This window comes from Bradyrhizobium sp. LB8.2 (genome assembly GCF_040548035.1).
In the GTDB taxonomy this organism is placed as follows: Bacteria; Pseudomonadota; Alphaproteobacteria; order Rhizobiales; family Xanthobacteraceae; genus Bradyrhizobium.
This window is the reverse complement of record NZ_JBEPQV010000047.1, coordinates 1-23064: the sequence shown is the minus strand read 5'-3', so window position 1 is coordinate 23064 and position 23064 is coordinate 1. Positions and strand designations below refer to the sequence as shown.

At 61.8% G+C, this 23064-nt stretch carries 23 protein-coding genes, 1 tRNA gene and 1 pseudogene; 17 read left to right on the top strand and 8 right to left on the bottom strand.

The features are described 5' to 3' along the window. The first annotated feature begins 17 nt into the window (after positions 1 to 17). From ABIB06_RS35955 to ABIB06_RS35945, 3 genes are all read left to right on the top strand, one after another. Positions 18 to 773 carry an alpha/beta fold hydrolase gene (locus tag ABIB06_RS35955; RefSeq protein ID WP_354070127.1) on the top strand — a complete coding sequence of 252 codons (756 nt, stop codon included), beginning with the start codon at positions 18 to 20 and terminating at the stop codon, positions 771 to 773. 190 nt (positions 774 to 963) lie between these two features. Then, positions 964 to 1890: an NmrA family NAD(P)-binding protein gene (locus tag ABIB06_RS35950; protein ID WP_354070125.1), complete on the top strand. Its 927-nt coding sequence runs from the start codon at positions 964 to 966 to the stop codon at positions 1888 to 1890. 92 nt (positions 1891 to 1982) lie between these two features. Continuing rightward, positions 1983 to 2846: a class I SAM-dependent methyltransferase gene (locus ABIB06_RS35945; protein WP_354070123.1), complete on the top strand. Its 864-nt coding sequence runs from the start codon at positions 1983 to 1985 to the stop codon at positions 2844 to 2846. A gap of 294 nt (positions 2847 to 3140) precedes the next feature. Here ABIB06_RS35945 and ABIB06_RS35940 read toward each other — a convergent pair whose 3' ends face one another. From ABIB06_RS35940 to ABIB06_RS35930, 3 genes are all read right to left on the bottom strand, one after another. Continuing rightward, a complete protein-coding gene (locus tag ABIB06_RS35940; protein WP_354070121.1) occupies positions 3141 to 3365 on the bottom strand; it encodes a WGR domain-containing protein in 225 nt (74 codons plus the stop codon). Beyond that, positions 3362 to 3934 (bottom strand): recombinase family protein, encoded by a 573-nt coding sequence (locus ABIB06_RS35935; RefSeq protein WP_354070119.1) that lies wholly within the window; start codon positions 3932 to 3934, stop codon positions 3362 to 3364. The genes ABIB06_RS35940 and ABIB06_RS35935 overlap by 4 nt, the downstream gene beginning before the upstream one ends. A gap of 153 nt (positions 3935 to 4087) precedes the next feature. Next, positions 4088 to 4288, bottom strand: a complete 201-nt coding sequence (locus ABIB06_RS35930) for a hypothetical protein (protein ID WP_354070117.1) — start codon at positions 4286 to 4288, stop codon at positions 4088 to 4090. Between the two features lie 195 nt (positions 4289 to 4483). On the opposite strand from ABIB06_RS35930, the gene ABIB06_RS35925 reads away from it, so the two are divergent. Both ABIB06_RS35925 and ABIB06_RS35920 read left to right on the top strand, forming a co-directional pair. After that, entirely contained in the window at positions 4484 to 4705 is a 222-nt protein-coding gene (locus ABIB06_RS35925; protein WP_354070115.1) for a hypothetical protein, read from the top strand. 102 nt (positions 4706 to 4807) lie between these two features. Further along, positions 4808 to 5107: a hypothetical protein gene (locus tag ABIB06_RS35920; protein WP_354070113.1), complete on the top strand. Its 300-nt coding sequence runs from the start codon at positions 4808 to 4810 to the stop codon at positions 5105 to 5107. A 183-nt stretch (positions 5108 to 5290) separates the two neighbouring features. Here ABIB06_RS35920 and ABIB06_RS35915 read toward each other — a convergent pair whose 3' ends face one another. Then, positions 5291 to 7231 (bottom strand): hypothetical protein, encoded by a 1941-nt coding sequence (locus ABIB06_RS35915; protein WP_354070111.1) that lies wholly within the window; start codon positions 7229 to 7231, stop codon positions 5291 to 5293. Between the two features lie 1250 nt (positions 7232 to 8481). Here ABIB06_RS35915 and ABIB06_RS35910 point away from each other — a divergent pair. The 6 genes and pseudogenes from ABIB06_RS35910 to ABIB06_RS35885 all read left to right on the top strand — a co-directional run. After that, on the top strand, positions 8482 to 9363 hold the full coding sequence (locus tag ABIB06_RS35910) for a phage integrase N-terminal domain-containing protein (RefSeq protein ID WP_354070109.1): 882 nt from the start codon (positions 8482 to 8484) through the stop codon (positions 9361 to 9363). Beyond that, the gene (locus tag ABIB06_RS35905; RefSeq protein ID WP_354070106.1) at positions 9363 to 9692 is read left to right on the top strand and encodes a hypothetical protein; all 330 of its coding nucleotides are present in this window, start codon (positions 9363 to 9365) and stop codon (positions 9690 to 9692) included. The genes ABIB06_RS35910 and ABIB06_RS35905 overlap by 1 nt, the downstream gene beginning before the upstream one ends. Before the next feature lie 222 nt (positions 9693 to 9914). Beyond that, positions 9915 to 10559 (top strand): ParA family partition ATPase, encoded by a 645-nt coding sequence (gene parA, locus ABIB06_RS35900; RefSeq protein WP_354070104.1) that lies wholly within the window; start codon positions 9915 to 9917, stop codon positions 10557 to 10559. Next, positions 10556 to 10822, top strand: a complete 267-nt coding sequence (locus ABIB06_RS35895) for a plasmid partition protein ParG (RefSeq protein ID WP_354070102.1) — start codon at positions 10556 to 10558, stop codon at positions 10820 to 10822. Before parA ends, ABIB06_RS35895 begins: the two co-directional genes overlap by 4 nt. Before the next feature lie 20 nt (positions 10823 to 10842). Next, a complete protein-coding gene (locus ABIB06_RS35890; protein ID WP_354070100.1) occupies positions 10843 to 12039 on the top strand; it encodes a replication initiator protein A in 1197 nt (398 codons plus the stop codon). 728 nt (positions 12040 to 12767) lie between these two features. Further along, a pseudogene (locus ABIB06_RS35885) lies at positions 12768 to 13895 on the top strand (recombinase family protein); the annotation flags it as partial. Positions 13896 to 14150: 255 nt separating this feature from the next. Here the strand turns inward: ABIB06_RS35885 and ABIB06_RS35880 are convergent. Further along, a complete protein-coding gene (locus ABIB06_RS35880) occupies positions 14151 to 14357 on the bottom strand; it encodes a hypothetical protein (protein ID WP_354070098.1) in 207 nt (68 codons plus the stop codon). 109 nt (positions 14358 to 14466) lie between these two features. After that, a tRNA-Met gene (locus ABIB06_RS35875) sits at positions 14467 to 14543 on the bottom strand. 323 nt (positions 14544 to 14866) lie between these two features. On the opposite strand from ABIB06_RS35875, the gene ABIB06_RS35870 reads away from it, so the two are divergent. Together ABIB06_RS35870 and ABIB06_RS35865 are read left to right on the top strand one after the other, a co-directional pair. After that, positions 14867 to 16300 (top strand): coniferyl aldehyde dehydrogenase, encoded by a 1434-nt coding sequence (locus ABIB06_RS35870; RefSeq protein WP_354053348.1) that lies wholly within the window; start codon positions 14867 to 14869, stop codon positions 16298 to 16300. A gap of 128 nt (positions 16301 to 16428) precedes the next feature. Continuing rightward, positions 16429 to 18021, top strand: a complete 1593-nt coding sequence (locus ABIB06_RS35865; protein WP_354053342.1) for a GMC family oxidoreductase — start codon at positions 16429 to 16431, stop codon at positions 18019 to 18021. Between the two features lie 160 nt (positions 18022 to 18181). Here ABIB06_RS35865 and ABIB06_RS35860 read toward each other — a convergent pair whose 3' ends face one another. Next, positions 18182 to 18943 (bottom strand): SDR family oxidoreductase, encoded by a 762-nt coding sequence (locus ABIB06_RS35860; RefSeq protein ID WP_354053343.1) that lies wholly within the window; start codon positions 18941 to 18943, stop codon positions 18182 to 18184. Between the two features lie 129 nt (positions 18944 to 19072). Between ABIB06_RS35860 and ABIB06_RS35855 the strand changes: the two genes are divergently transcribed. The 3 genes from ABIB06_RS35855 to ABIB06_RS35845 all read left to right on the top strand — a co-directional run bounded on the left by ABIB06_RS35855 (position 19073) and on the right by ABIB06_RS35845 (position 21481). After that, the gene (locus ABIB06_RS35855) at positions 19073 to 19585 is read left to right on the top strand and encodes a CvpA family protein (RefSeq protein ID WP_354053344.1); all 513 of its coding nucleotides are present in this window, start codon (positions 19073 to 19075) and stop codon (positions 19583 to 19585) included. Positions 19586 to 19712: 127 nt separating this feature from the next. Beyond that, a complete protein-coding gene (locus ABIB06_RS35850) occupies positions 19713 to 20495 on the top strand; it encodes an SDR family oxidoreductase (protein ID WP_247344108.1) in 783 nt (260 codons plus the stop codon). Further along, positions 20492 to 21481 carry an NADPH:quinone reductase gene (locus ABIB06_RS35845; RefSeq protein ID WP_354053345.1) on the top strand — a complete coding sequence of 330 codons (990 nt, stop codon included), beginning with the start codon at positions 20492 to 20494 and terminating at the stop codon, positions 21479 to 21481. The genes ABIB06_RS35850 and ABIB06_RS35845 overlap by 4 nt, the downstream gene beginning before the upstream one ends. A gap of 12 nt (positions 21482 to 21493) precedes the next feature. On the opposite strand, the gene ABIB06_RS35840 is transcribed toward ABIB06_RS35845, so the two are convergent. After that, the gene (locus ABIB06_RS35840) at positions 21494 to 21973 is read right to left on the bottom strand and encodes a DUF3775 domain-containing protein (RefSeq protein ID WP_354053346.1); all 480 of its coding nucleotides are present in this window, start codon (positions 21971 to 21973) and stop codon (positions 21494 to 21496) included. Between the two features lie 138 nt (positions 21974 to 22111). On the opposite strand from ABIB06_RS35840, the gene ABIB06_RS35835 reads away from it, so the two are divergent. Continuing rightward, on the top strand, positions 22112 to 22960 hold the full coding sequence (locus tag ABIB06_RS35835) for an MBL fold metallo-hydrolase (protein ID WP_354053347.1): 849 nt from the start codon (positions 22112 to 22114) through the stop codon (positions 22958 to 22960). The last annotated feature ends 104 nt before the right edge of the window (positions 22961 to 23064 follow it).

The following is a 23064-nucleotide window of genomic DNA, read 5'->3' as shown; positions in this document are numbered from 1 at the left end:
CGAACTCAGGATCTCCCATGACCGACGACCTTCCCATTGTGCTCCTCCACGGCTCCGCCACCGGCTCCTACTCCTGGGTCGCGGTCCGCACGGGTCTTGAGGCGCACCGCGCCAGGGTGTTAGCACCCGACATGCTCGGCTACGGACGATCGCCTAAACCGAGCGAGGCGTGGCAGCTAAAGGATGAGGTGGCGTACCTGCGCGGCTGGCTCGACATGCAGGGCGTCGGCGCGTTTCACCTCGTTACCCACTCGATCGGGGCCTTTTTCGGACTTCACCTGCGGCTGGCCGTCGGGTCTCGCGTGGCGCGGCTCACGTTGGTCGATCCTGTGGTCGTCAGCGTGCTGCGCGTGCCCGGGGAGGAAGACGCCCTGCGCGAGACGCAGACCCTCTGCGATCGGTTCATGCGCGCGTGGCCTGATCACAGTGCGGCCGCCTGCCTGTTGGTGGAGCACTGGAACGGCGCTGGCGCGTGGAACGCGCTGGGCGAGAAGGGGCGTGCGCTGGTTGCAGGGCTCGCACCGCGGCTGCGGCTCGAGATGACCGCCAGCGCAGCCGATCGGACCACGCTCGCCGAGTTCACCTCAACCGCGGTGCCGACCTCGGTGCTCGTCGGCGAGCGAACGTCGGTCGCTCCGCGGTCGGTGAGCCGTCTGCTCGCGGGGGCGTTCGCCGCCCGCACGGTCGTTGTCCCCGGGGCTGCACACATGATCCCGATGACCCACCCCGCCGCGGTCGTCGAGGCGATTCACGCCGACATGGTGGCGTCGTGAGTCGCGCCGAGCAGAAACGGCACAGCCGAGACGCGATCGTCACGTCCGCGGGCACTTCTCGATCGATCGGCCTCGAACAGTCCTGTCAATCAATTCAATACCAATTCCGGAAGTCGCCAGTGAAGTTGTTCGGTCGCACCATTCTCGTCGCCGGCCGAAGCGCCGGTACCGATCTGAAGGAAACCTTGACATGAAACACTCCCATCCCATCCTTGTCACCGGTGCCGCTGGCCAAGTTGGAGCGATCGGACCGAACGTGACGAAGTCTCTGCTGGAGCGCGGGCTGAAGGTGCGCGCCATGGTCCGCCAGGATGACGGCCGGGCGGAATCGCTGAGGGCACTTGGTGCCGAGGTGATCGTCGGAGATTTGTTCGACCTGGACGCGGTGCACCGCGCCGTGGATGGCTGCAAGCGCCTGTACTTCAGCATGTCGGTCAACGAGAAGTATCTAGAGGCTACGACGAACGTGGCGGTGGTTGCCCAGCACCATGGCGTCGAAGCATTCGTCAACATGTCGCAAATGACGGTCTCGGAGATGAATATCCGCGAGACCGCGCGCAGCCCGCAGCACAAGCAGCACTGGCTGGCCGAGCAGGTCTTGCGGTGGAGCGGCTTGCCGGTGGTCACCATGCGTCCCACCGCCTTCATGGACGCGTTCTTCTGGCGATTTGCCGTTCCGACAGTCACCGCTCAGGACGCGCTGATGTTGCCGTTCGGAGAGGGAAAGACGTCGCCAATCGCCGCCCACGATGTTGCGCGGTGCGTGACAGAGGTGTTGGCGAATCCCGAGTCTCACCTTGGAAAGGTCTACGAGCTGACCGGTCCCCGTGCGGAGACTCTTCGCGAGGTCGCCGAAGATTTCACAAGAGTCTTGGGGCGTCCAATCACCTACATGAACATTCCGATGGAACCGTGGCTGGAGATCCTGCGATCCATTGGCGCATCCGCACACGTGGTCGCGCACTTGGAGTCGATGGCACTGCTGCACCGGGACGGCCGATACGACCGATCCTCGGACGATGTGAAGCTGCTGACCGGTGTGCCGCCGATGTCGATCGAGGACTTCGTGCGCGCGCATCAGAACGACTTTGTGAAGGCAAGCGCGCGCAAGCCGTAATCTTTCGCTTGTAGGCCGGATGAACTGCATCGTCTCGGAAGTCCCCGGCGGTCGCACTGCGCCCAATGACCGGGCCAGAACAAGGATATGTCATGGCACAGCATAATGCCGATCGGGTCGCCGACTGGAAGGGCCAAAGCGGGGAGCGCTGGGTCGTCCATGAGGCCCGGCTCGAAGCCAGGCTGGCGGTGTTCGGGCAGGCCGCAATCGAAGCCGCCGCGCCCGCGGCGGGCGAGCGCGTGATGGATGTCGGCTGCGGCGCGGGTGCGTCGAGTCTGGCTCTGGGCGCCCGCGTCGGTGCGGGGGGCCAAGTGCTGGGCGTGGATATCTCCGAACCGCTGATCAGCCGAGCGCGCGCGCGTGCGCCACAGGATACGCAGGTTCTGTTCCGGGTGGCCGACGCCAGCAGCGCCGAGCTGCCCGAGGGCGCGTTCGACATCCTGTTCTCGCGTTTCGGCGTGATGTTCTTCGACGATCCGACAGAGGCGTTCGCGCATATGCGCCGTGCGCTCAAGCCGGGCGGGCGGGTCGCATTCGTCTGCTGGCGCGGCGCGGCCGAGAACGATTGGATGCGCCTGCCGATGGGCGCGATCAAAGGCGTCGTCCCGCCGACGGCGCCGCCCGATCCCGAAGCGCCCGGTCCATTCTCGTTCGGCGACCGGGGGCGGGTGGCTCGGATCCTGACGGCGGCAGGCTTCGGCGATATCGCGATCGCGCCCTTCGATGCTTCCCTCCCGTTTGGCGAGGGCGCGACGCGGGACGCGGCGATCGACGACGCGGTGAAGATGACGTTCGAGGTCGGTCCGCTGTCGCGCGCGCTCGCTGATCAGCCCGACGACATCCGCGCCCGCGCCTCGGCCGCGGTTCGTGCCGCCTTCGCGGGCCGCCCCGGCGAACGGTTGGTGATGATGAAAAGCGCGACGTGGATCGTCACGGCGCGCAATCCGGCACGCTGACAGGGATTAGCAGGGGAGACGCCCCGCTCGGTGGAGGGGCGCGTCTTTGGCCGGTCGGCGGGACCAGATGAGCGCGTATTCGCCGGCGATCTCGGAGAGTAGAGAGTTAGTTAGTTGGCCAATCGGTCAGGGTGCAGAGGAATTTTCATCACGTGTGGGGTCGATGTTGGAAGCCGATAGGACTCAACGTTCGGACCTTATTTACACCGAACCTCTTGCGCCGTTGCTCGGAACATTAGCGCAGTCGTGAAATCGTAAATGCGCTTACGCGACTGGAAGCTAGGCCGCTTCCCTTTATTGATAACCTTTCTTCCGCTTCCGCGCCCATTTCGAGATCATGGCTATGTCGGCTTGGCCTCGGGACGAATAGGTTTCAATTCGGACAGTGCCAGCACGCCCAATACGCCCCCATTCTCGCACAAGGGAGCATTCGCCAAACAACGTTGGCTGAATGTCCAGCTTGTAATACCGCGCCATGTTGCGGCGAACATCGACGCGGGTGAGCATGATTGCGGTCATGCGATTTCCTCCTCTTCTTTTTCAATTTGCAGGGCGCGCGATACGGTAGAGGCATGGCAGCCAAGCAGCGCGCCAATCTCCCGCAGACCACGCCCTTCACCTTGCAGATCCCGCGCGTGCGCGATCTGCTGCTGGCTCAGCTTGAACTTGGGCCCGAAGCTTCGGCCTAAAAGTCGTGCGCGCTCCCTGCCCTCCTTCGTCCTGGCCAAGATAAATGCGCGTTCGAGCTGGGCGAAAGCCGAAAGCATCGTAAGCATGGCGGCGGCTTGCGGTGAGTTCGTATTTGCCCATGGCTCGGTCAATGATTCAAACGTTGAGCCCCTCGCCTCTACCTCGTGCACGATATTGAGAAGGTCGCGCGATGATCGCGCGAGGCGGTCAATCCGCGTCACGGCCAGGACGTCGCCCTGGTCTAGAGCCGCGATGGCACGGGCTAGCTGCGGCCTATCCGCCCTCACCCCGCTTATCTTTTCACTGAAGACCTTGACGGCGCCCGCTGCCTTTAGCGCGTCAACTTGCCCGGCATGATCCTGCTCGGAGGTCGACACGCGGGCATAGCCGTATTTCACTGCCTGTAATTTGCAACAGACTTACGCAACGGTCAAAGCCGTTGCGGACGTTCATGCCTACCCCTGTTGCATATATTTTGACTTATGCAACACGAGCGGAACGCGCGCAGCTTTGCGTCAAGATCCCCTGCCCCACATCCTCTTCGGAGGTATTTATTTTGAATAGTACCTGTATGGATCATTCACGCCGCCATCCCCGCGCCGCTCAACTTGACCGCTATCAACCAGCATACGAATGTCCGAGTTGACCTGTTGTTGATAAGCCTTGTCGCCGTGGATCGCCCTCGCCAGGTCAATCTCTGAACGCCCCGGCCCTTTTTCGATCAGGAATCTAAGAACGTTGACTTGAATCATGTGAACCTCTCGCTTCGAGGCCTACCAATAATCACCTAAAAATCGGCCGCGCTAGTTCACCTCCGGCATTTATTTCCATCCGCGCTCGTTGCTTAGAAGGCGGCCGTCTGTGAGGATGAAGGGATTCACGCGACTCCTCGCCCAACCTCAACACAGAATAAGGGCCCTATCGAGGGCTTCTTATGGAGCAACCCTATGGTAGATGCCATCGACATCGCTATCCGCAAGTTCAAGGAATCAAACGAACGCGTTATCGCGGCGGCACAGAAGCGATATGCTCGGTTCAAAAAGCTGGCAGACAAAGCCAAAACGCCTGTTCAAAAGAAAAGTGCTGAACGAAACATGGAAATCGTGGTCTTCACTCTGCAGGAACAGCAAGAGCGTTTCAAAAAGACGATGGCGAAGCTCAAGAAATAGATCCGGCGAAAAGAAAGAGGCCCTAAGCGGAAAGTCAAATCAGCGGCGCCTGTGATCGGTAACTTATTTGTGGCTGGTCTGTCCCGCCCGGCACGATTTCTCATGCCAGGCGAGGGCCAGGCATTAGGCCAGCAGTTTGCAGTCACCCTTGTTGCAAATGACAATGTACTGGCCGCCGCTGCGCAGCAGATGGAAGCCACGTTTCGTGACAGCAGCCTTCAGTTGACGAAAGGACGCGTGCTTCTTAACGCTCGCCCGACTGCGGCGAACAACGCCGCCATTGCGGGCGGCGGCGGCCTTGAACATACGTTGGATGAACTGATTCACTTCACTACCTCTATGGTTGGCACAGGGGTGGTGGTGAATGACGCGCAATCGACCATCACCCGCAGTGCGGGTTAAAGTCGGCGGTCGATCCCGTTAATTCGGGCTTTGGTTCTTTGCCGGGGAAGGCTGAGCTCTGATGGCTCCCGATGCAACTGAGATAGTCAGTCGGCCTATCGGTTGCAATGGCCTCAAAAGTGCCCGAAACGTTCCAAAATCGAGGCATTTCGGGCTACTTGGCGAGGTCCAACACCCTGGCGTTTACGGCCTGCACATCTGCATCATGCCGGTGTTCGGGTTGACGCGGAAGCTGTACCACGTCGCCGCATTGCAAACCTCATTGCCGGTGTTCACCATCGCCAGCGTGCCGCTCACCCGCACGGTGCCGCTGGTCTGTTCGGCGACCATGTTGACGCTGCCACTAACGATGCGGTCACCCGTCGAGGCTATGCCGGTAAGCCCCGAGCCGTTGCCGACGAAATTCGTGGCGCTAATAGTGCCGGACACTTCGAGCTTGGCGTTTGGCGATGTTGTACCTACACCCAGGTTACCGTTCCCGTTGTAGTAACTGTTTGCACCTTCGTTCAATGCCACGTAGGGGCTTGAGACGATGACGCTGGCGCTGGTGATGCTGGCTCCTGTGGGATAGAGCGCGAATGTGGTTGAAGCAAACGTGGCGCCGCTAACGCGCATCAGATTGGCGTTGCCGTGAATATTGGAGTCGGCACGGTCTATATCGTAGGTGGCGCCAAACCGTTGCGCCGCCAGCCGCATATACGCATAGGAGCTGCTGCCAATGCTCTGAAGGTAGAAGTTAGGAGTATTGGCATTGTTGATTTGCCCAACCCCAAGGTCATTCTGGTAGTACAGCGGCGAATTAGGCTTGGCGAGGATAGCTCCACCCATCACATGGAGCGTGGTGCTGGGCTGGTTGGTACCAATCCCCACAAAGCCACTGCTAACGATAGTGATCGCATTCGACGAATTGACATTGAGAGCCATCGCGTTGTTGGCCAAATCGTAGCCAATGCTGCCCGGCGCATTGACAGTGGTCGGCGAGGCTTTATCGAACGAGAGGTAAGAGTTCCCGGTTGATGTGCCACCCGCGATGGTAACTTCGGTCGATGCGCCCGAGTTAGATGGATTGGCGGTGAACACCGCGGCAACCGCACCCCGGCCCGCATAAAAACTGGTCTTCAGTCCTGATGTTGCCCCCGGCGTCCTGACAACTGCGGAAGGATTGTTTCCCTGGGCCCACAACCCCGCGGTACCGCTCACCTGCAGGCCGTAGTTGGTGGAAACGGGCATACCAATTCCAACGTTGCCGCTGAAATATCCGTCCGTCCCGCTGATCGGCCCGGTGCTGCTCACACCAATTGTCACCAGGCCACGGGCGGGATCGAACCAGCCGGTGTTGACGCCACTTTGCGTCAGCGACACATAACCCGTGTTGCTGATGGCCAGCATCGACGTGGTGCCGCTGACAATGCGGTCAGCGCTCGCGCCTGCAATTCCCGTGAGCCCGCTGCCATTCCCGACAAAATTGGTGGCGCTGATGGTGCCATTCACTTCAAGCGCTGTCGCTGCGCTCCGTGAGGCTGCGTTGGGGCCGATAAGGATGCCCGAGGTACTGATGTAGCTGGTGCCCGACTGGTTAATGGCAGCATACGGCGTGCCACTAACAGTGGTAGCGCTGGTCATCGTGGCGCTGACGGGATAGAGGTTGAAGACCGTTCCCATGTAATCGGCGGACCTCAAACCCATCATGAGTACGGTGTTGCCCCCGGAGTTGCGGGAGAAGTAAAACTGCCCTTGCCCCAGGTCCCCTTGGAAATTCGTGGTCGCCCAAGTGGTGCCCATCGTCTGAATGCTCAGATTCGGCGAATAGCCATAGGAGTAGGAGTGACCAAGGTAGAGGTCGTCTTGCAGGTTGATGCTGGATGACGTGTTGCCAACCCAGCCGGTGCCGCTGACGTAAAGGGTAGAACTGGCCGCCGTTGTGCCGATGCCCACAAATCCCGAGCTATTCACGTAGGGCGCATAAGAAGGGCAGCCGATGTCACCGCGTGATGCATCACCTAGGCATAACCGGCTGGCACTCACACCCATTGTGCTGGAAATCGTCGCGAACTTGCCCCAGTCCTGGGCGACAGCAGTGCTGGCCACAAGACCGAACACCACTGCGAGCACAAGCGAGCGCATGGGCAAACCCTAGCGCCAAGTAATTGTATTGTCTTGGGAGCCGCCTATTGCGGCGTCAGGTGTGTGGCCTATCGGCTTAAGCCGGATTCCGGCTTAAACGATGGAAGGCCCCTCGCCTCACCGGCACGACCGGGTCAAGGCCGCGTAGCGCCCGCAGGGCTTGGCCTTGATGCGGTTGGGGCGGTGTGGCTCTTTGCTATCAAACAGCGAAGCAACGCGGAGCCGGGATATGCACCCGGCACAGCATCAGTGATAGCGATAGCCGAAGGCGGATGCTGGATCGAGTGCAACCGCGAGACCGGTTAAGAAGGCACCCGCAGGAGCGGCAGTGATAACGATAGCCGCAGGCGGACGCGGGACCCGAGTGCCTCCGGCGAGCGGTTCATTATCCTTTTGCGTGAAGGATCGTTACCGAATGGCGGAGACGTGGCTTCCCGCTGGCGGGATCTGCACGGCTCCGGGCGAAGCCTAGAGCCCGACGGGCACCGGCACGCCCCTCAACTCCGGTTTACTGATTATCCCCTGCCCTAACGATTAGGCTTGAACGCCAGAGGTGCGGAGAGCGGCGCAAGCTCTCTACTGGCCGCTGGAAGGCGCAGCCCTAAGCGGCCTCAGGAAGGGTTTGGGGAGCCCTCCCCGATGCCGACATGGCGGCAACAGCGGCTAACGCCGCCGTCACTACCGACTTGCCCTCGGTAGTGACGGCGGCGCATCGCAAGCTCAGCGCCCGCGACCAAAAGCGCGGAAATCAGCCACAAACAATTCTTTCTACAGGGGTGTCAGGGGCCTGTCAGGATCGAGTGCTGACGAGTGCCAAAGGGGGTCGAACAGTCTTGAACGGGACTGTTCCGGTAACACGCCGCCGGGCCATTGGGCCGGGGAAGAGGGACACAACCGGCCTCCGGGCCACGACCATTTGAATAACAAGAATAAGACCTGATGCACGTCATCAAAGCGAGCCGGGCGCAACCCGGCACAACGGCCGTTATGTACAACCCCACGGGCAATGTCGGCGGCAAACCTGAAAGAGGTAAGCGATGAACGGAACGGAAAAAATGAGGCAGCGTATGCGCGATACTGAAGGAATCCAGCGCGCTCCCGGTACGAACCGATTGCAGACTGAGCGGAAGGAGAAACAGCACTGATCATGCAGAGTAACCTGACCATCCTGCCGGCGACGGCGGGCCGCGTGCAGCTACGGCGCACGGGGCGGTCATAATCACTAAACAAAAACAAGAAAGCTGAACGACGTGGACGCGCTGGCCTATGACCTGAAGAATCTCACTCTCAAGGCCGAAGGGTCGCACCTGACACGAACGCAACGACACCGGGGACTGCAAGCGATCGCGCGGGATCTGCGCGGGCTTGGCTATGCCCTCCCCGGTGCAGCTTCCCTTAAACCAAAACACGTTGAGGCCTTGGTCGCGCACTGGAAGGCGGCGCGGTTGACACCTGGCACGCTCAAGAACCGCATGGGCTGGGTGCGCTGGTGGGCGCAAAGCGTCCGCAAGGCCAGCGTGTTGCCTCGCGACAACGCCAGCGTGGGCATTCCGCTACGTGAGGGTTTCAAGGGCAGCAAGGCCCACACCACAATGGGCCAGAAGATGAGCGCCCTTCCCGACCGCATGCAACTCGCACTGCGCCTGCAGATGGCGTTCGGCCTGCGGCTTGAAGAAAGTTTGAAATTCCGCGTCGGCCAAGCCGATCGCGGCGACCGCATCGCTTTGCAAGCGAGCTGGTGCAAGGGTGGCCGGGCGCGTGAGGTCACGCTGACGCATGATCGCCAGCGGGCACTGCTCGATGAGGTGCGCGAAATCTGCGGCAGCGGCGCAATCATTCCGCAAAACAAGAGCTACATTGAATTTCGCAAGGAAGTCGAGCACGCTACCTGGCGCGCGGGCATCCACAATATGCACGGCCACCGGCACTGGTACGCGCAATGGCGTTATCGTGTGCTGACCGGACGCTCCTCCCCCGCCGCTGGTGGCGCCACTTACGAGCGCCTGAACCGTGGCGAACGCGCGCGCGATTATCGGGCGCGGATGCAAATCAGCAATGAGCTGGGTCATAACCGCCTGCAGATAACCGATACCTACCTGGGCGGCCGTTTCGCGGCGAAGGGTCGCGCGTGATGAAGGCGCCGGTCAAAAAGCTGTTGCCCGAGCTGCAAAAGGAATCGTTCCTGGCCCGCGAGAAACGCGCGACGGTTGAACTCAACACCCACAATATTCGCATGATGATCTATGAGGCTGCCAAGCACGGCCTCACAGGCCTGCGCGTGAAAATGCCCGACAGCTTGGACGTGAAAGGCACGCCTGCAGCCTCCGACCTGGAGAAGTGGTGCAAGCTAGAAGGCCTGGCGTTGGTTTGGACGCGGCGAACCGCCACTCTGCTCGACGGTTACCAAGCCGACGTATGGGAGCCAGAGATTTCCTGGGCTCCGACAATTGCCGGGAAGTAGGTTTCGCGTAAAATCGTGCAATCGCAAATGCGATTGTGCGACGGGCCGGACACGTCACTGCCGGTCTGCAAGCCATCGCCAGCACCAAAATCGTGAATCCGTAAAGTCGTGAATACGACGTTGCGACAACCCCGCCACACTTGTTGCCTGCTTCTTCGGCATCCCTACTGCAAAATCGTAAAATCGTGTCATCGTGCAGTCGTAAGGACGATTGCAAAACTCATGATCATTGGCGTGCTGAATCAAAAGGGCGGCGTGGGTAAGACCACCATCGCCGTCAACCTGGCTGCGGTTTACGCCAAGGCTGGCCAGCGTGTGCTGCTGGTCGATGCCGATCCGCAAGGCAGTTCGCTCGCCTGGTCGTCGGCGCGAGAAGGCAAGCCGTTGTTCGCGGTGGTCGGGATGCCGAAGCCGACACTCCACAAGGACATGCCGGGCATCGCAAGCGACTACGACATGGTGATCATTGATGGATCGCCACGCGTAAGCGAGTTGGGCCGCGCCGCGATCATGGCCAGCGACCTGGTCGTGGTTCCGGTGCAGCCATCGCCTTATGACGTCTGGGCCTCGGCCGACACGGTGCAGCTCATCAAGGAAGCCCAGCAGTTCAAGCCGAATTTGCGGGCCGTATTTGTGATTAATCGCAAAATCGTAAATACGGCGATTGGCCGCGACGTCACCAAGGCGCTGGCGAATTTCGAGCTGCCGGTTTGCGACCGAGCGCTTAGCCAGCGGGTGGTCTACGCGGAAAGCGCGGCCCGCGGTCTGGCCGTTGTCGAGGCCGAACCCGGTAGCGAGGCCGCGAAGGAAATCACCCGCCTCGCGCGCAGCCTCTCGGATTTTAACATCAAGAAAGCAGCAGCATGAACAAGACAGTCGCGTTCAAGATGCCCGCGCCCAAATCGCAAGCGGCCGACGCTTGGGTGGGGGAAGGCGTCGAACCGCATTTGAAAGCAACCAAGATTGAAGGCGTGGCGATTTCTCCTGCACCAGTCGTCATGAAGCGATTCACGATCGATGTGCCGGTCGAACTGCATGTGCGGGTAAAAATGGCATGCGCCCGACGCGGCAAGATCATGGCCGATGAAATCCGGCGCTTGCTGGAAGCGGAATTCCCCGACGAAGCCTGAAATCGTAAATACGATTAGACGTGAATACGACGACAGACCCGGGTCAACTGATAGCTGAACGCCTCAAGGCTCAGCTTGGCGCGGAGACTTACTCCGAATGGCTGCGGGGCGCTACCATTGAGCTGAGCGACGACAAGCTCACCGTATCGGTTGGAACGAAATTCGCGGCGCATTTCATCACTCAAAGCCTAGCGGACGCCATAAAGTCGGTGGCGTCCGATGTTGCTGGCAAGCCGGTTTCCGTCTCTGTTGTCGAGCGCGGGCAGGAGCGGCCAGCGGACGTAACGCCCATTGAGAAAATCCTGCGGGCGGTCGCCCCTGACGATGCCCAGCGCGACTTTTTCATTCCCGAGCTGTCGGAAGTTGCTCTCAAGGACGATGTCCACCTCATGGAGATGACGCCTTTCACACTCAACAGCCGTAACGAAACCCGCCGTGAACTGGTTTACACCTCACCGCAAGGCCTCACACTCCGCGTCAAGGCCGCAGAGGGCGAGAAGCTGCCAACGTCCGAGGATTATGATCTCGTGCTGATGATGCAGAGTTGGCTCGCCGACATGGCCAATCAATACAAGGCCGCTGTTGAGCGCTATGAAGCGGACAGGCGAGCCGGTCTTGAGGTGAAGCCGCCGGTCATGCCGCCGCATACGTTTGAGGTCAGCATTAGCGAAGTGGTGAAGTTCAAGCGGGCCAAGTGGGGCGGCCATGCCAGCGATGATATCGTGGACGGCCTGCGACGGCTCGCGAGCACGACCGTAACCATCGATTCACTCCGGAAAAGCCGGTATCGCGGGGGCGTCTTTCACCTGACGGGGCGGGTCGATGTGCTGGCGCAAACGAACGAAGGCAAAGCTGCGCGTCTTTCCATCGAAATCCCTGACTGGATTTACCAAGGTATCGTCGAACGCGCCGTGCCGATGCTGCGCACATTCAGCCGCGATTATCTCATCCTGGCCCAACCCATGCATCGCGCATTGTACCGGCTGCTTTCCCTGAAGGTGCCTAAAGACGGCAATGCCTATACGATCTCGCTTGTCGAGCTGGCGCAGCGCTTCCAGTCGCGAGCCGAACAAAAGTATTTCAACCGCGATCTCAAGAAAGCCGTCGAGGCCTGTGGCGGCCAATTGCTTGAATATCGCATTGAGATCGTCGGCAAAGCCGAAGAGCGATCTTTACGCGTTTGGCGGCCGTTACTCGTTAGCGGCGCAACGCGCTGACGTATACGCCACCCGGTACCCGGTCGCTGACCTATGGACCACCCGCCGCTGACGCATACACCACCGCTCGCTGACACATACACCACCCGGCGCTGACGCATACACCACCTTTCGCTGACGCATACACCACCCGTTTCCAGGTTAAGTGACTGTATTGAATCGAAACTTGAGGGGGATCCTTTATCCTTAGAATATCCTTCTTCCGCGCTCTACGCTGCGCGTGGCGCAAACCGGCCCAATGAAGTGGCCGGTTGCGCCCGCGCCGAAACTCCAGCCAACGCCGTGCAAGTTGATAGACCGAAGAGAAGGGGAGTCTCACCACTACCAAAGCCAGTGCTGAGTCGGTTATTTGATAATCGATCTTGAAAAAATCAGCCGCTCGCGCTACAGTTTCCACGCTCAGGGCTCCACAGAAGCGCTTTAAAATCATTATTGGCCACCCGGTGTAAATCACCATTATCCCAGGCCAGCAAAAGCTTCCAAAATCGACCTAGCCCGTCTCAGCAGCAACCCCAACCGTAGCCGCTGAACATCCCGCTACTTGATCTTTCCCTAGCGGATGCCGCCCGTCGCAACATGGGCGCGCATGCCATGGCGCCGATGTCTCGGGCCGTGGTCGGGAAGGCGTGGCATTTGCGCTGTGATGGGAGTGATCAGCATGGCTGGTCGCGGGCCGGATAAGCTTTGCCGCCTCAAAGGTCGATCCGCGCCAATCGAGGGCGCGGATAATGAGGCAGCGCCGCGGGCCGAAAGCACCGCCAACGACGCATTGCTGCGATTCGTTCGTGCTCTTGCTCGCGCTGCCGCTATCGCGGATTATAACCTGCAACACCGCCCACCGGACGCGAGCAGCGACAATGAAAGCGGCGATCTACGCAAGGTTTAGCTCCGACAAGCAAACCGATCGGTCCATTGAGGACCAGGTCGCGCTCTGCCGCACCATCTGTGAACGGGAAGGATTGATCGTCACTGCTGTCTACGACGATCGCGCGATATCCGGCGCAAGCACGTTGAACCGGCTCGGCTGGCAGCGGCTGATGCGCGACGCCAAGGCCGGCAAGTTCAAGGTTGTGGTTGCCGAGGCGCTGGACCGCATTTCGCGAGACCAAGAGGATCTGGCTGGTATTCACAAGCGCCTTCAGTTCGCGGGCGTTGAAATCCGCACCGCCCAGGACGGTATTGCGGGTGACATTCATATCGGCGTGAAGGGACTGCTTGGCTCGCTCTATCTCAAGGACCTCGCCCAGAAAACCCGGCGCGGACAGGCGGGCGTTGTGCGCGATGGCCGCCACAACGGCGGGCGCAGCTACGGTTATCGGGCGATACCTGGAAAGCCCGGCGAGCTTGAGATTGATGAGGCAGAGGCGGCGACAGTTCGCCAAATCTTCGCCGATTACCTTGGGGCCAATTCGCCACGGAACATCGCCGCAGCCTTGAACAAGAAGGGTGTGCCGGGACCGCGCGGCGGCGTCTGGAATGCGTCAACCATCGCGGGCAGCCGCAAGCGATTGAACGGCATCCTGCAAAATGAACTGTACGTCGGCCGGATTATCTGGAACAGGCAGACCTTCATCAAGGACCCCGAGACCGGCAAACGTATCAGCCGCGAAAATCCGCGCGAGCAATGGATGACGGCCGATGCGGAACACCTGCGCATCGTTGATGCCGAGAGCTGGGCCAAGGTCCAGGCCCGGCGAGAGGATCGCGGCGGCCCCAAAGGCGTGTACGCCACGCGGCCAAAGAACCTGCTTTCCGGTCTGGTCAAATGCGGCTGCTGCGGGGCTGGCTACGTCGTTGGCGGCTGGGACAAGCGCGGCTCGCTGCTGGTCTGCACCCGCATGAAGGAAACCGGCCTTTGCGACAACAGGCGCACCGTCGCGCGAGAGGCAATCGAGGCGCTGGTGTTGAGGGGAATTGAGGAAAACCTGGCCTCGCCCGACCTGATCGCAGAATACGTCCGCGAGTATCATCGTATGACCCGCGAACTGCACAGCTCAACAGCTCACCGGCACCGTGATCTCGAAAAGCGGCTGGGCAACGTCAACGGTGCTATCTCAAAAGCCGTGGACGTTCTGTTGGCCGAAACGCCAAGCCGTGCCTTGCGCGACCGACTAGCCGCCCTTGAGGCTGAGCGCGACGAAATCGAGGCGGAGATTGCCGCCGTCGCCCCGCCAGCGGTCGTATTTCATCCGAACGCGGCGAACGCCTACGGCGACAAGGTACGGAACCTGAAAAAGGCTCTGGCCGAGTCCGACGAGGACAGCCGCTTGGAGGCCAATGAGGCCATTCGGGAGATTGTTGAGAAGGTCGTCATTCATCCACGCGGACCCTACAAGCCTGTGGAGATCGAGATTTACGGCCAACTCGCCGCCCTACTCAGGATTTCTGAGAGGGCGGCGGCCGATCCCCTAGAGTCTAGGGGTGTACTGGTTGCGGGGATAGGATTTGAACCTATGACCTTCAGGTTATGAGCCTGACGAGCTACCGGGCTGCTCCACCCCGCGTTAACCGTTGCTTTGCCTTCGCGAAATGCCGGGACGGTGGATGAAGGGCCGACGCTGCTCGCGTGGCTTGCTTCGTCCGTCCCAAAGGCTTCCTTGGAAGGCGACCCCGGGCAAAGCCCGTTGGGTGCGGGCGGTATGTACCAACCCGGGGTGCCTTTGGAAAGGGCTGCGGGACGATTTTTTCGACTTTATGACAGGTCAAAACCCGCCAAAAAGCCAAGTCTTGCCAGAAGTTCCACAAAGGGCCAGCTTGCGGCAACAAAACCAAGGGGCCAACGCCACTTAAGAGGGAGAACGCCTTGGACCGATCCTTGGACAAATCCTTGGACAAATCCCTGCCGAGCGCGCCGCTTCGAGCGCTGGAGGACGCCTTCCATGCCATGGTCGCGCGGTCGCGGGCCGAGCCGGCGCCTGACCTTGCCGGGCGGCTCGACCGGCTGGCGCGGCTGCGTGCCGTGGTCGCCGACAACGAGGAGCGCTTCCGGCAGGCGATCTCGGCCGATTTCGGCCACCGCTCGGCGGTCGAGACCACCATCGCCGAAACGATGATGGTGTTCTCCGAGATCCGGCATGCCACCAAGCATCTGAAGAGCTGGATGGCGCCGCAGCGCATCGCCACCGCGCTGCAATTTTTGCCCGCGCGCAACCGGCTGATGCCGCAGCCGCTCGGCGTTGTCGGCATCATCGCGCCCTGGAATTATCCGCTCCAACTGACGCTCGCGCCTGCGATCGGCGCGCTCGCCGCCGGCAACCGTGTCATCATCAAGCCGAGCGAGCTGGTGCCGCGCTTCGCAGGCCTGCTGAAGGAGACGATCGCGCAAAAATTCGATGCCGCGGAAGTGCTCGTCACCGGCATCGAGGACGAGGTCGCAAAGGCCTTCGCATACCTGCCGTTCGACCATCTCGTGTTCACCGGCTCGACCCGGGTCGGGCGGCTGGTCGCGGAGGCCGCGGGACGCAATCTGACACCCGTCACGCTCGAGCTCGGCGGCAAATCGCCCGCGATCATCGACGCCTCCGCCGATCTCGAAGAGGCGGCCGAGCGCATCGCCTACGGCAAGCTGCTCAATGCCGGGCAGACCTGCATCGCGCCGGATTATGTGCTGGTGCCCGAGCGCTCGTTGCAGGCCTTCGCCGAAAAAGTGCGGGCGCAGATGCGGCGCATGTTCGGCACCGATCCCGCCAACAAGGACTACACCTCCGTGATCTCCGACCGGCATTATGCGCGGCTGGAAAATCTCGTCGCCGATGCGGCAAGCCGCGGCGCAAAGATTTCGCAGCCGGCGAAGGCCGACGATCCCAACTGGAAAGCGCACCGCAAATTCCCGCCGACGCTGATCGTCGGCGCGACCGAAGACATGGCGGCGATGCAGGAGGAGATTTTCGGCCCGGTGCTGCCGGTGCTCGGCTATCGCGAACCGGCCGACGCCATCGCCTTCGTCAACGCCCGCGACCGGCCGCTGGCGCTGTACTGGTTCGGCAAGGACCGCATTGCCCGCGACGAGGTGCTGGCGCGCACCGTCTCCGGCGGAGTCACGATCAACGACTGCCTGTTTCACTTCGCGCAAATCAACCAGCCGATGGGCGGCGTCGGCGCATCCGGCACCGGCGCCTATCACGGCGAATGGGGCTTTCGCACGTTCAGCAAGCTGAAGCCGGTGTTCTATCGCTCGAAATTCAACCGCCTCGCCGACCTCTATCCGCCCTATGGCGGCAAGATCGCGCGGCTGGAGAAGATGATGCGGTTCATGTCGTAGCGACCACAAGCACCGTCATTGCGAGGAGCGTAGCGACGAAGCAATCCAGACTGTCACCATGGAGGGATTCTGGATTGCTTCGCTTCGCTCGCAATGACGAGAAGAAAATACGCAGGGGGAAAACATCAGTGAGCGACACATTCGATTTCGTCGTCGTGGGCGCGGGCTCCGGCGGTTGCGCGGTGGCGGGGCGGCTGTCGGAGGATGCGGGGACATCCGTGGCGCTGCTCGACGCCGGCGGTCCGAACGACAATTGGCGGATCACCACGCCGTTCGGGCTCGCTTTGCCATACAAGGCAGCGAACTGGGCCTTCGATACCGTGCCGCAGAAGGGATTGAACGGCCGTATCGGCTATCAACCGCGCGGCAAGGGGCTCGGCGGTTCGTCGGCGATGAACGCCATGGTCTACATCCGCGGCAACAAATGGGACTACGACCACTGGGCCTCGCTCGGCAATGCCGGCTGGTCGTACGCGGACGTGCTGCCCTATTTCAAGCGCTCGGAGAACAACACCGATTTCGACGGCGCGTATCATGGCAAGGGCGGCCCGCTACATGTCAATAGGCTGCGCTCGGACAATCCGATCCATGACGTCTTCCATCAGGCCGCCCGCGAGGCGCAGTTCCGCATCCGCGAGGACTTCAATGAAGACGACCACGAAGGGCTCGGCAGCTACCAGGTGACGCAGCATAATGGCGAGCGCTGGAGCGCAGCACGCGCCTATGTGCATCCCCACATGGACAAGCGCGCGAATCTGCGTGTCGAGACGCAGGCGCATGCCACGCGCATCCTGTTCGAGGGCGGGCGCGCGGTCGGCATCGAATATATACAGGGCAAGCAGACAAAGCAGCTGCGCGCCCGCCGCGAGGTGATCCTCGCCGCCGGCGCCTTCCAGTCGCCGCAGTTGCTGATGCTGTCGGGCATAGGCGATGGCGAGGCGCTTCGAGCGCACGGTATCGGCGTCGTGCATCATTTGCCGGGCGTAGGACGCAATCTGCAGGATCATCCGGACTTCGTGTTCGTTTACGCCTCCGACTATCCGCACTTCGTCCACTCATCGATCAGCCGGCTGCCATCCTTGCTCCGCGCCATCCAGCAATACCGCCGGGAGCGGCGCGGCCTGATGACCACCAATTTCGCCGAGTGTGGCGGCTTCCTGAAGACCCGAGCCGACCTCGATGTGCCCGACATCCAGCTGCACTTCATCATCGCGATGCTCGACGACCATGGCCGCAAGAAGCACAAGGAGGCGGGCTTCTCATGCCATGTCTGCCTGTTGCGACCGAAGAGCCGTGGCAGCGTCTGGCTGAAAAGCGCCGATCCGCTGGCAGCGCCGATGATCGATCCGAATTTTTTGGGTGAGGCGGAGGATCTCGATACGATGGTCGCGGGCTTCAAGACCACGCGACGGCTGATGGAGACGCCCGCGATGCGCGCGTTGCAGAAGAAGGACATGTTCACGTCTGACGTGAGAACGGACGACGACATCCGCACCATCCTGCGCGAGCGCGTCGACACCGTCTATCACCCCGTCGGCACCTGCAGGATGGGGACGGATGCGATGGCCGTGGTCGATCCGGCATTGAAGGTGCATGGCGTCGAGGGTCTGCGCGTCGTCGACGCCTCGATCATGCCGACGCTGATCGGCGGCAACACCAATGCGCCGACAATCATGATCGGGGAAAAGGCGGCGGACATGATCAGGGCGGAGATGCGGTAGAATTGAAGCTGCGCCGAGCTACGGCAGCCACTTGCTCCGACCTCGTCCTGAGGAGCGCGCGATTGCGCGCGTCTCGAAGGACGCACCCCGCACTCATCTTCATCCTTCGAGACGCCGCTACGCGGCTCCTCAGGATGAGGGCGGAGTACGCGGCAGCTCTTCAATTCAACAAGAACCCGCCGTCCACCGTCACCACGCTGCCCGTCATGTACCGCGAGGCCTTCGAGGCCAGCAGCAAAATCGCGCCGTCGAGATCGGACTCGGCACCGATGCGGCGCTGGGGGATGCGCTTGGTCAGGCGCTCGCCTGGCGGCGTCGACCAGAACGCGTGGTTCATCTCGGTGTCGATATAGCCGGGCGCCAGCGCGTTGATGCGGATGTTTTGCCCCGCAAGCTCCAGCGCCATCGCCTTGGTCGCCTGGATGATGCCGGCCTTGGAAATCGCGTAAGGCGACACCGCCTTCAAAACGCCGGTGCCGAGCACGGAGGCGATGTTGACGATGTTGCCTTCCTGCTTGCGCGCGATCATCCGCCGCGCGATTTCGGTCGCAAGGAAATAGGCGCCCTTGAGATTGGCGCCGATCACCGCGTCCCAATCGGCCTCGGTCTGCTCGGTCGCGAGCTTTTCGATGGCGATGCCGGCATTGTTGATCAGCACCGTGACCGGGCCGAGCGCGGCTTCCGTGGCGTCGACGGCCCTGGCGATCGAGGCGGTGTCGGTGACGTCGAGCGCGACGGCGGCGGCACGGCCGCCCTTGCCGCGGATCTCTTCTTCCAGGCTCTTCAGCTTGTCGGTCTGCCGCGCCGCGAGCGCGACGGCCGCGCCATGCGCTGCCAGCACCCGGGCAAATTGCCGCCCCAGGCCCTGGCTCGCGCCTGTCACGAGGATGGTTTCTCGACTAACGTCGAATAGGTCTGACATGACGAGTTCCTTGACGTTTTCTTGGGGCGCGATCCCTGAGCTTTGCAGCCACCAATACAGACGATTTTAACGATCTGAAACCGGAATGATCGGTTCTGCGTTCATTCGTTCCATGGCAGGGTCCCGCGCATGAACAGTTTCGATCTCGCCGTCTATGCTGCGCTCGCAATCGCGATCGGCTTCGGTTTCAGGACTGGCCTGCTCGGCAGCGCCATGACGATCCTCGCCTATCTCGTCGCCGCCCCCATCGCCGTCGCGCTGATGCCGCTGATCGTCCCGCAGGTCGCGGGCAATCCGAATTCGCCGCTGCTTCAGAACTGGATCTGGTTCTTCGGCATCTTCGTGGTGGTCGGCATGCTGTTTGGATATCTCGGCCGGCTGGCGCTGAGCGACACGATACGCGAGGCGGGCATCGGCGACCGGCTCGGCGGCGCCGCGCTCGGCGCCATCAGGGTCGGCCTCGTCGCCACCACGCTGGTGCTGGTGTTCGACCAGATCGTGCCGGCCAACCGCCAGCCGCCCTTTCTCGCCGGCTCGCATCTACGGCCGCTGTTCTCGGCCGCGGGGCAGATGGGCTTCAAGTCGCTGCCGCCGGAGGCGACCTCCGCGATCGACCGTCTCAAGCAGGAACGGCGCATCTGATCAGGCGCATTTGCATCGCCGCGCAGGACTGCATGCATTTTGATGCGAGCCCGTCCCTTATCAGCGGCGCCAAGGTTGGCTAGAATAGCGGCTCTAAAAACCTGCATGACGTTACGGGAGTGAAACAGTGGATCTTGGGATCAAAGGTCGCCGCGCCATCGTCTGCGCATCCAGCAAAGGCCTCGGACGCGCCTGCGCCATCTCGCTGGCGGAAGCCGGCGTTCACGTCACACTGACCGCGCGCGGCGCCGAAGCTTTGAAAAAGACGGCCGACGACATCCGCAAGGCCTGTCCTGATGTGACTGTCACCGAGATCGTCGGCGACATCACGACGCCGGCCGGCCGCGAGGCCGTGCTCAAGGCCTGCCCCGAGCCCGACATCCTGATCAACAATGCCGGCGGACCGCCGCCCGGCGATTTCCGCAACTGGACCCGCGACGACTGGATCAAGGCGATCGACGCCAACATGCTGACCCCGATCGAGCTGATCAAGTCGACGGTCGACGGCATGATGGCGCGCAGGTTCGGCCGCATCGTCAACATCACCTCGGCCGCGGTGAAGGCGCCGATCGACATTCTCGGTCTCTCCAACGGCGCGCGCGCCGGCCTCACCGGCTTCATCGCCGGCCTGTCGCGCAAGACCGTGATCAACAACGTCACCATCAACGGCCTGTTGCCGGGCCCGTTCGAGACCGACCGCCTGCGCAGCACCGCGAAGGGGGAATCCGAGAAGCGCGGCATCACGCCGGACCAGGTTCTGGCGGAGCGCGCCAAGCTCAATCCCGCGGGCCGCTTCGGCGATCCCGACGAGTTCGGCTACGCCTGCGCATTCCTGTGCGGCAGCAGGGCCGGCTTCATCACCGGCCAGAACCTTTTGCTCGACGGCGGTGCCTTCCCGGGAACGCTGTGAGGGCAGTCTGGTACGAAGAGACAGGACCGGCGGCGGACGTCCTCACCTATGGTGAGATGACGACGCCGGTCGCAGGCCCAGGCGAAGTTCGTATTCGCCTGGAAGCCTCTGGCGTCAACCCGGCCGATGTCGGCCGGCGCGGCGGCAGCTATCGCGCGAAGGAATTTTCGCGTGTCATTCCGAACAGCGATGGCGCGGGATTTATCGACCAGATCGGCGATGGCGCGACGCGGTTCAAGATCGGCGACAGGGTCTGGCTGTTCAACGGCCAGCGCAACGGCCGCGCCTTTGGCACGGCGGCCGAACATATCGCGCTTGCTGAGCATCTGGTGACGCCGCTGCCGGACGATCTCTCTTTTGCGGAAGGCGCGACGCTGGGCATTCCCGCAATGACAGCGTGGTGCTCCCTGTTTGCGGACGGACCGATCGTCGGCAAGTCCGTGCTGGTCACCGGCGGCGCGGGTGCAGTAGGGCATTACGCGGTGCAACTCGCGAAATGGGGCGGCGCGCAGGTGATCGCGACCGTCAGCTCGGCGATGAAGGGCGAGCAGGCGCGACAAGCCGGTGCCGATCTCGTGGTCAATTACAGGGACGAAGATGTCGTTGCCAAGGCGATGGCCTTCACCGGCGAACGCGGGGTCGACCACGTGGTCGATGTCGATTTCGGCGGCAACATCGCGACGACCCTGAAGTTGATGGCAATCAATTCGACAATCGCGGTCTACGCCACGAACGGCAACCGCACGCCGACTGTGCCGATGCGAGAGCTGATGGAGAAGTGCATCACGCTCCGCTCGCTCGTCTTGTTCGCGCTGCCGCCGGCGTTGCTTGCGGCGGCGCAGGCCGACATCTCGAAATGGCTGGCGGCGGGGCCGCGAATTCACAACGTCGCGGCGCAATTTGCGTTGTCGGAGACGGCGCAGGCCCATGTCGCCGTCGAGAAAGGCGACAAGCTCGGCACCGTGGTCGTCGACTGCGCGCGCTAGTATCGGCCAGGATCACCGCTGTTGCTTGGTGGGCTCGTCTTCGTCCCGCTGGCTCGAACTGGAGGAATCGGCGACTGGGGTTCCGTCGGTCCAGTCGATGCCGAATTCGTCGAGCCCGTCGGCAAGCAGATCGCCCAGCATCGGCTCACCGAGCAGATAATGCGCCGTTTCGCGCCGGGGGCTGTGATACTCGGCGCGCGCCTGCACGGCGCGTGCGCGCAGATCGTTCCAGTCGTCGATCGTGCCGTCGCCGCGGCCCAGCCAGGTCAGCGTGACGAGATCGATCTGCTCGTCCTCGTTCAGGGCGACGATGAAACTTCCGAGTTCGTTGACGACCGGATCGGAGCCGTCATCCTCGAGGATGTCGACCGCATCGTCATCCGTCGCGTTCGAGCCGGAATCCGGATCGGAATTTCCTTCCTTGACGTCGAATTCGCGCGCCTTTTCGATGATGAAGGCGACCTTCTCGGCGGAGATTGCAAGCTCTGGCATGTCTGGCTCTGGCATGGCTGGCCCTTTGGCTTTCCCTGGGTTCCCGCGATAACGCCGCATCACGTCAGATGATCCATTGCGCCTGACGGCGAAACTGCGCATGTTCCGTGCCAAAGCAAGAACGTCAGGATGCGCCGGATGCAGTGGAAAGTCGGCAGGGTCAAAATCACCAAGATCGTGGCATTGGAGACGGTCGGCTCGACCCGCTTCATTCTGCCCTTGGCGAGCAATGCGGAAATCCAGAAGCTGCCCTGGCTGATCCCGCATTTCGCCACCGAAGAGGGCCGGCTGAAAATGTCGATCCATTCGCTGGTGGTGGAGACGCCGACGCGCCGCATCGTGGTCGACACCGGCCTTGGCAACGACAAGCAGGGCCGCAACGTCCCGACCTGGAACCACCGCACCGCGCCATTCCTGGAGACGATGATTGAGGCGGGCTTTCCGCCCGAGAGCATCGACACCGTGCTGTGCACACATCTTCATGTCGATCACGTCGGGTGGAATACGAAACTGGTCGACGGCAAATGGATGCCGACCTTCCCCAAGGCGCGCTATGTCTTCGGCAAGACTGAATATGAGCATTGGCGCGACCACTCCACCGAGCCCGACAAGCAGGCCGTATTTGGCGATTCCGTGAAGCCGATCGTCGATGCCGGCCAGGCCGAGTTAATCCCGGGCGACCACCGGCTAAGCGACGAGATCATAGTGATCCCGACCCCGGGCCACAGCCCCGGACATATGAGCATTTTGATCCAGTCGGACGGTGAGCAAGGACTGTTGACGGGTGACGTCGCCCATCATCCCTGCCAGATGGCGCATCTCGGCTGGTCCTCGACCGCGGATTCCGATCAGGGCCAATCGGCGGTGACGCGCCGCGAATTGTTCGGCCGCTTTGCCAATACCCCGACGCTGGTGATCGGCGGGCATTTTTCGGCCGGGCACATCAAGCGAGATGGGGACGCGTTCAGGTTCGACGCGCTGAGATGAGGAAGTTGCTCCTCTCCATGAACACGTCTGTCAGACGACGGCGGCTGGATTGGGGACGATTCGCTGGCCGAGCTGGCGGGCCAGTCGGTGCAGAATGCGGTGCT

Bases quoted from the DNA above. Each gene is read 5' to 3' on its own strand.
- ABIB06_RS35955 (WP_354070127.1), top strand. From the start codon at position 18: ATGACCGACGACCTTCCCATTGTGCTCCTCCACGGCTCCGCCACCGGC.
- ABIB06_RS35950 (WP_354070125.1), top strand. From the start codon at position 964: ATGAAACACTCCCATCCCATCCTTGTCACCGGTGCCGCTGGCCAAGTT.
- ABIB06_RS35945 (WP_354070123.1), top strand. From the start codon at position 1,983: ATGGCACAGCATAATGCCGATCGGGTCGCCGACTGGAAGGGCCAAAGC.
- ABIB06_RS35940 (WP_354070121.1), bottom strand. From the start codon at position 3,365: ATGACCGCAATCATGCTCACCCGCGTCGATGTTCGCCGCAACATGGCG.
- ABIB06_RS35930 (WP_354070117.1), bottom strand. From the start codon at position 4,288: ATGATTCAAGTCAACGTTCTTAGATTCCTGATCGAAAAAGGGCCGGGG.
- ABIB06_RS35925 (WP_354070115.1), top strand. From the start codon at position 4,484: ATGGTAGATGCCATCGACATCGCTATCCGCAAGTTCAAGGAATCAAAC.
- ABIB06_RS35920 (WP_354070113.1), top strand. From the start codon at position 4,808: ATGCCAGGCGAGGGCCAGGCATTAGGCCAGCAGTTTGCAGTCACCCTT.
- ABIB06_RS35915 (WP_354070111.1), bottom strand. From the start codon at position 7,231: ATGCGCTCGCTTGTGCTCGCAGTGGTGTTCGGTCTTGTGGCCAGCACT.
- ABIB06_RS35905 (WP_354070106.1), top strand. From the start codon at position 9,363: ATGAAGGCGCCGGTCAAAAAGCTGTTGCCCGAGCTGCAAAAGGAATCG.
- parA (WP_354070104.1), top strand. From the start codon at position 9,915: ATGATCATTGGCGTGCTGAATCAAAAGGGCGGCGTGGGTAAGACCACC.
- ABIB06_RS35895 (WP_354070102.1), top strand. From the start codon at position 10,556: ATGAACAAGACAGTCGCGTTCAAGATGCCCGCGCCCAAATCGCAAGCG.
- ABIB06_RS35880 (WP_354070098.1), bottom strand. From the start codon at position 14,357: ATGAATGACGACCTTCTCAACAATCTCCCGAATGGCCTCATTGGCCTC.
- ABIB06_RS35860 (WP_354053343.1), bottom strand. From the start codon at position 18,943: ATGTCAGACCTATTCGACGTTAGTCGAGAAACCATCCTCGTGACAGGC.
- ABIB06_RS35855 (WP_354053344.1), top strand. From the start codon at position 19,073: ATGAACAGTTTCGATCTCGCCGTCTATGCTGCGCTCGCAATCGCGATC.
- ABIB06_RS35840 (WP_354053346.1), bottom strand. From the start codon at position 21,973: ATGCCAGAGCTTGCAATCTCCGCCGAGAAGGTCGCCTTCATCATCGAA.
- ABIB06_RS35835 (WP_354053347.1), top strand. From the start codon at position 22,112: ATGCAGTGGAAAGTCGGCAGGGTCAAAATCACCAAGATCGTGGCATTG.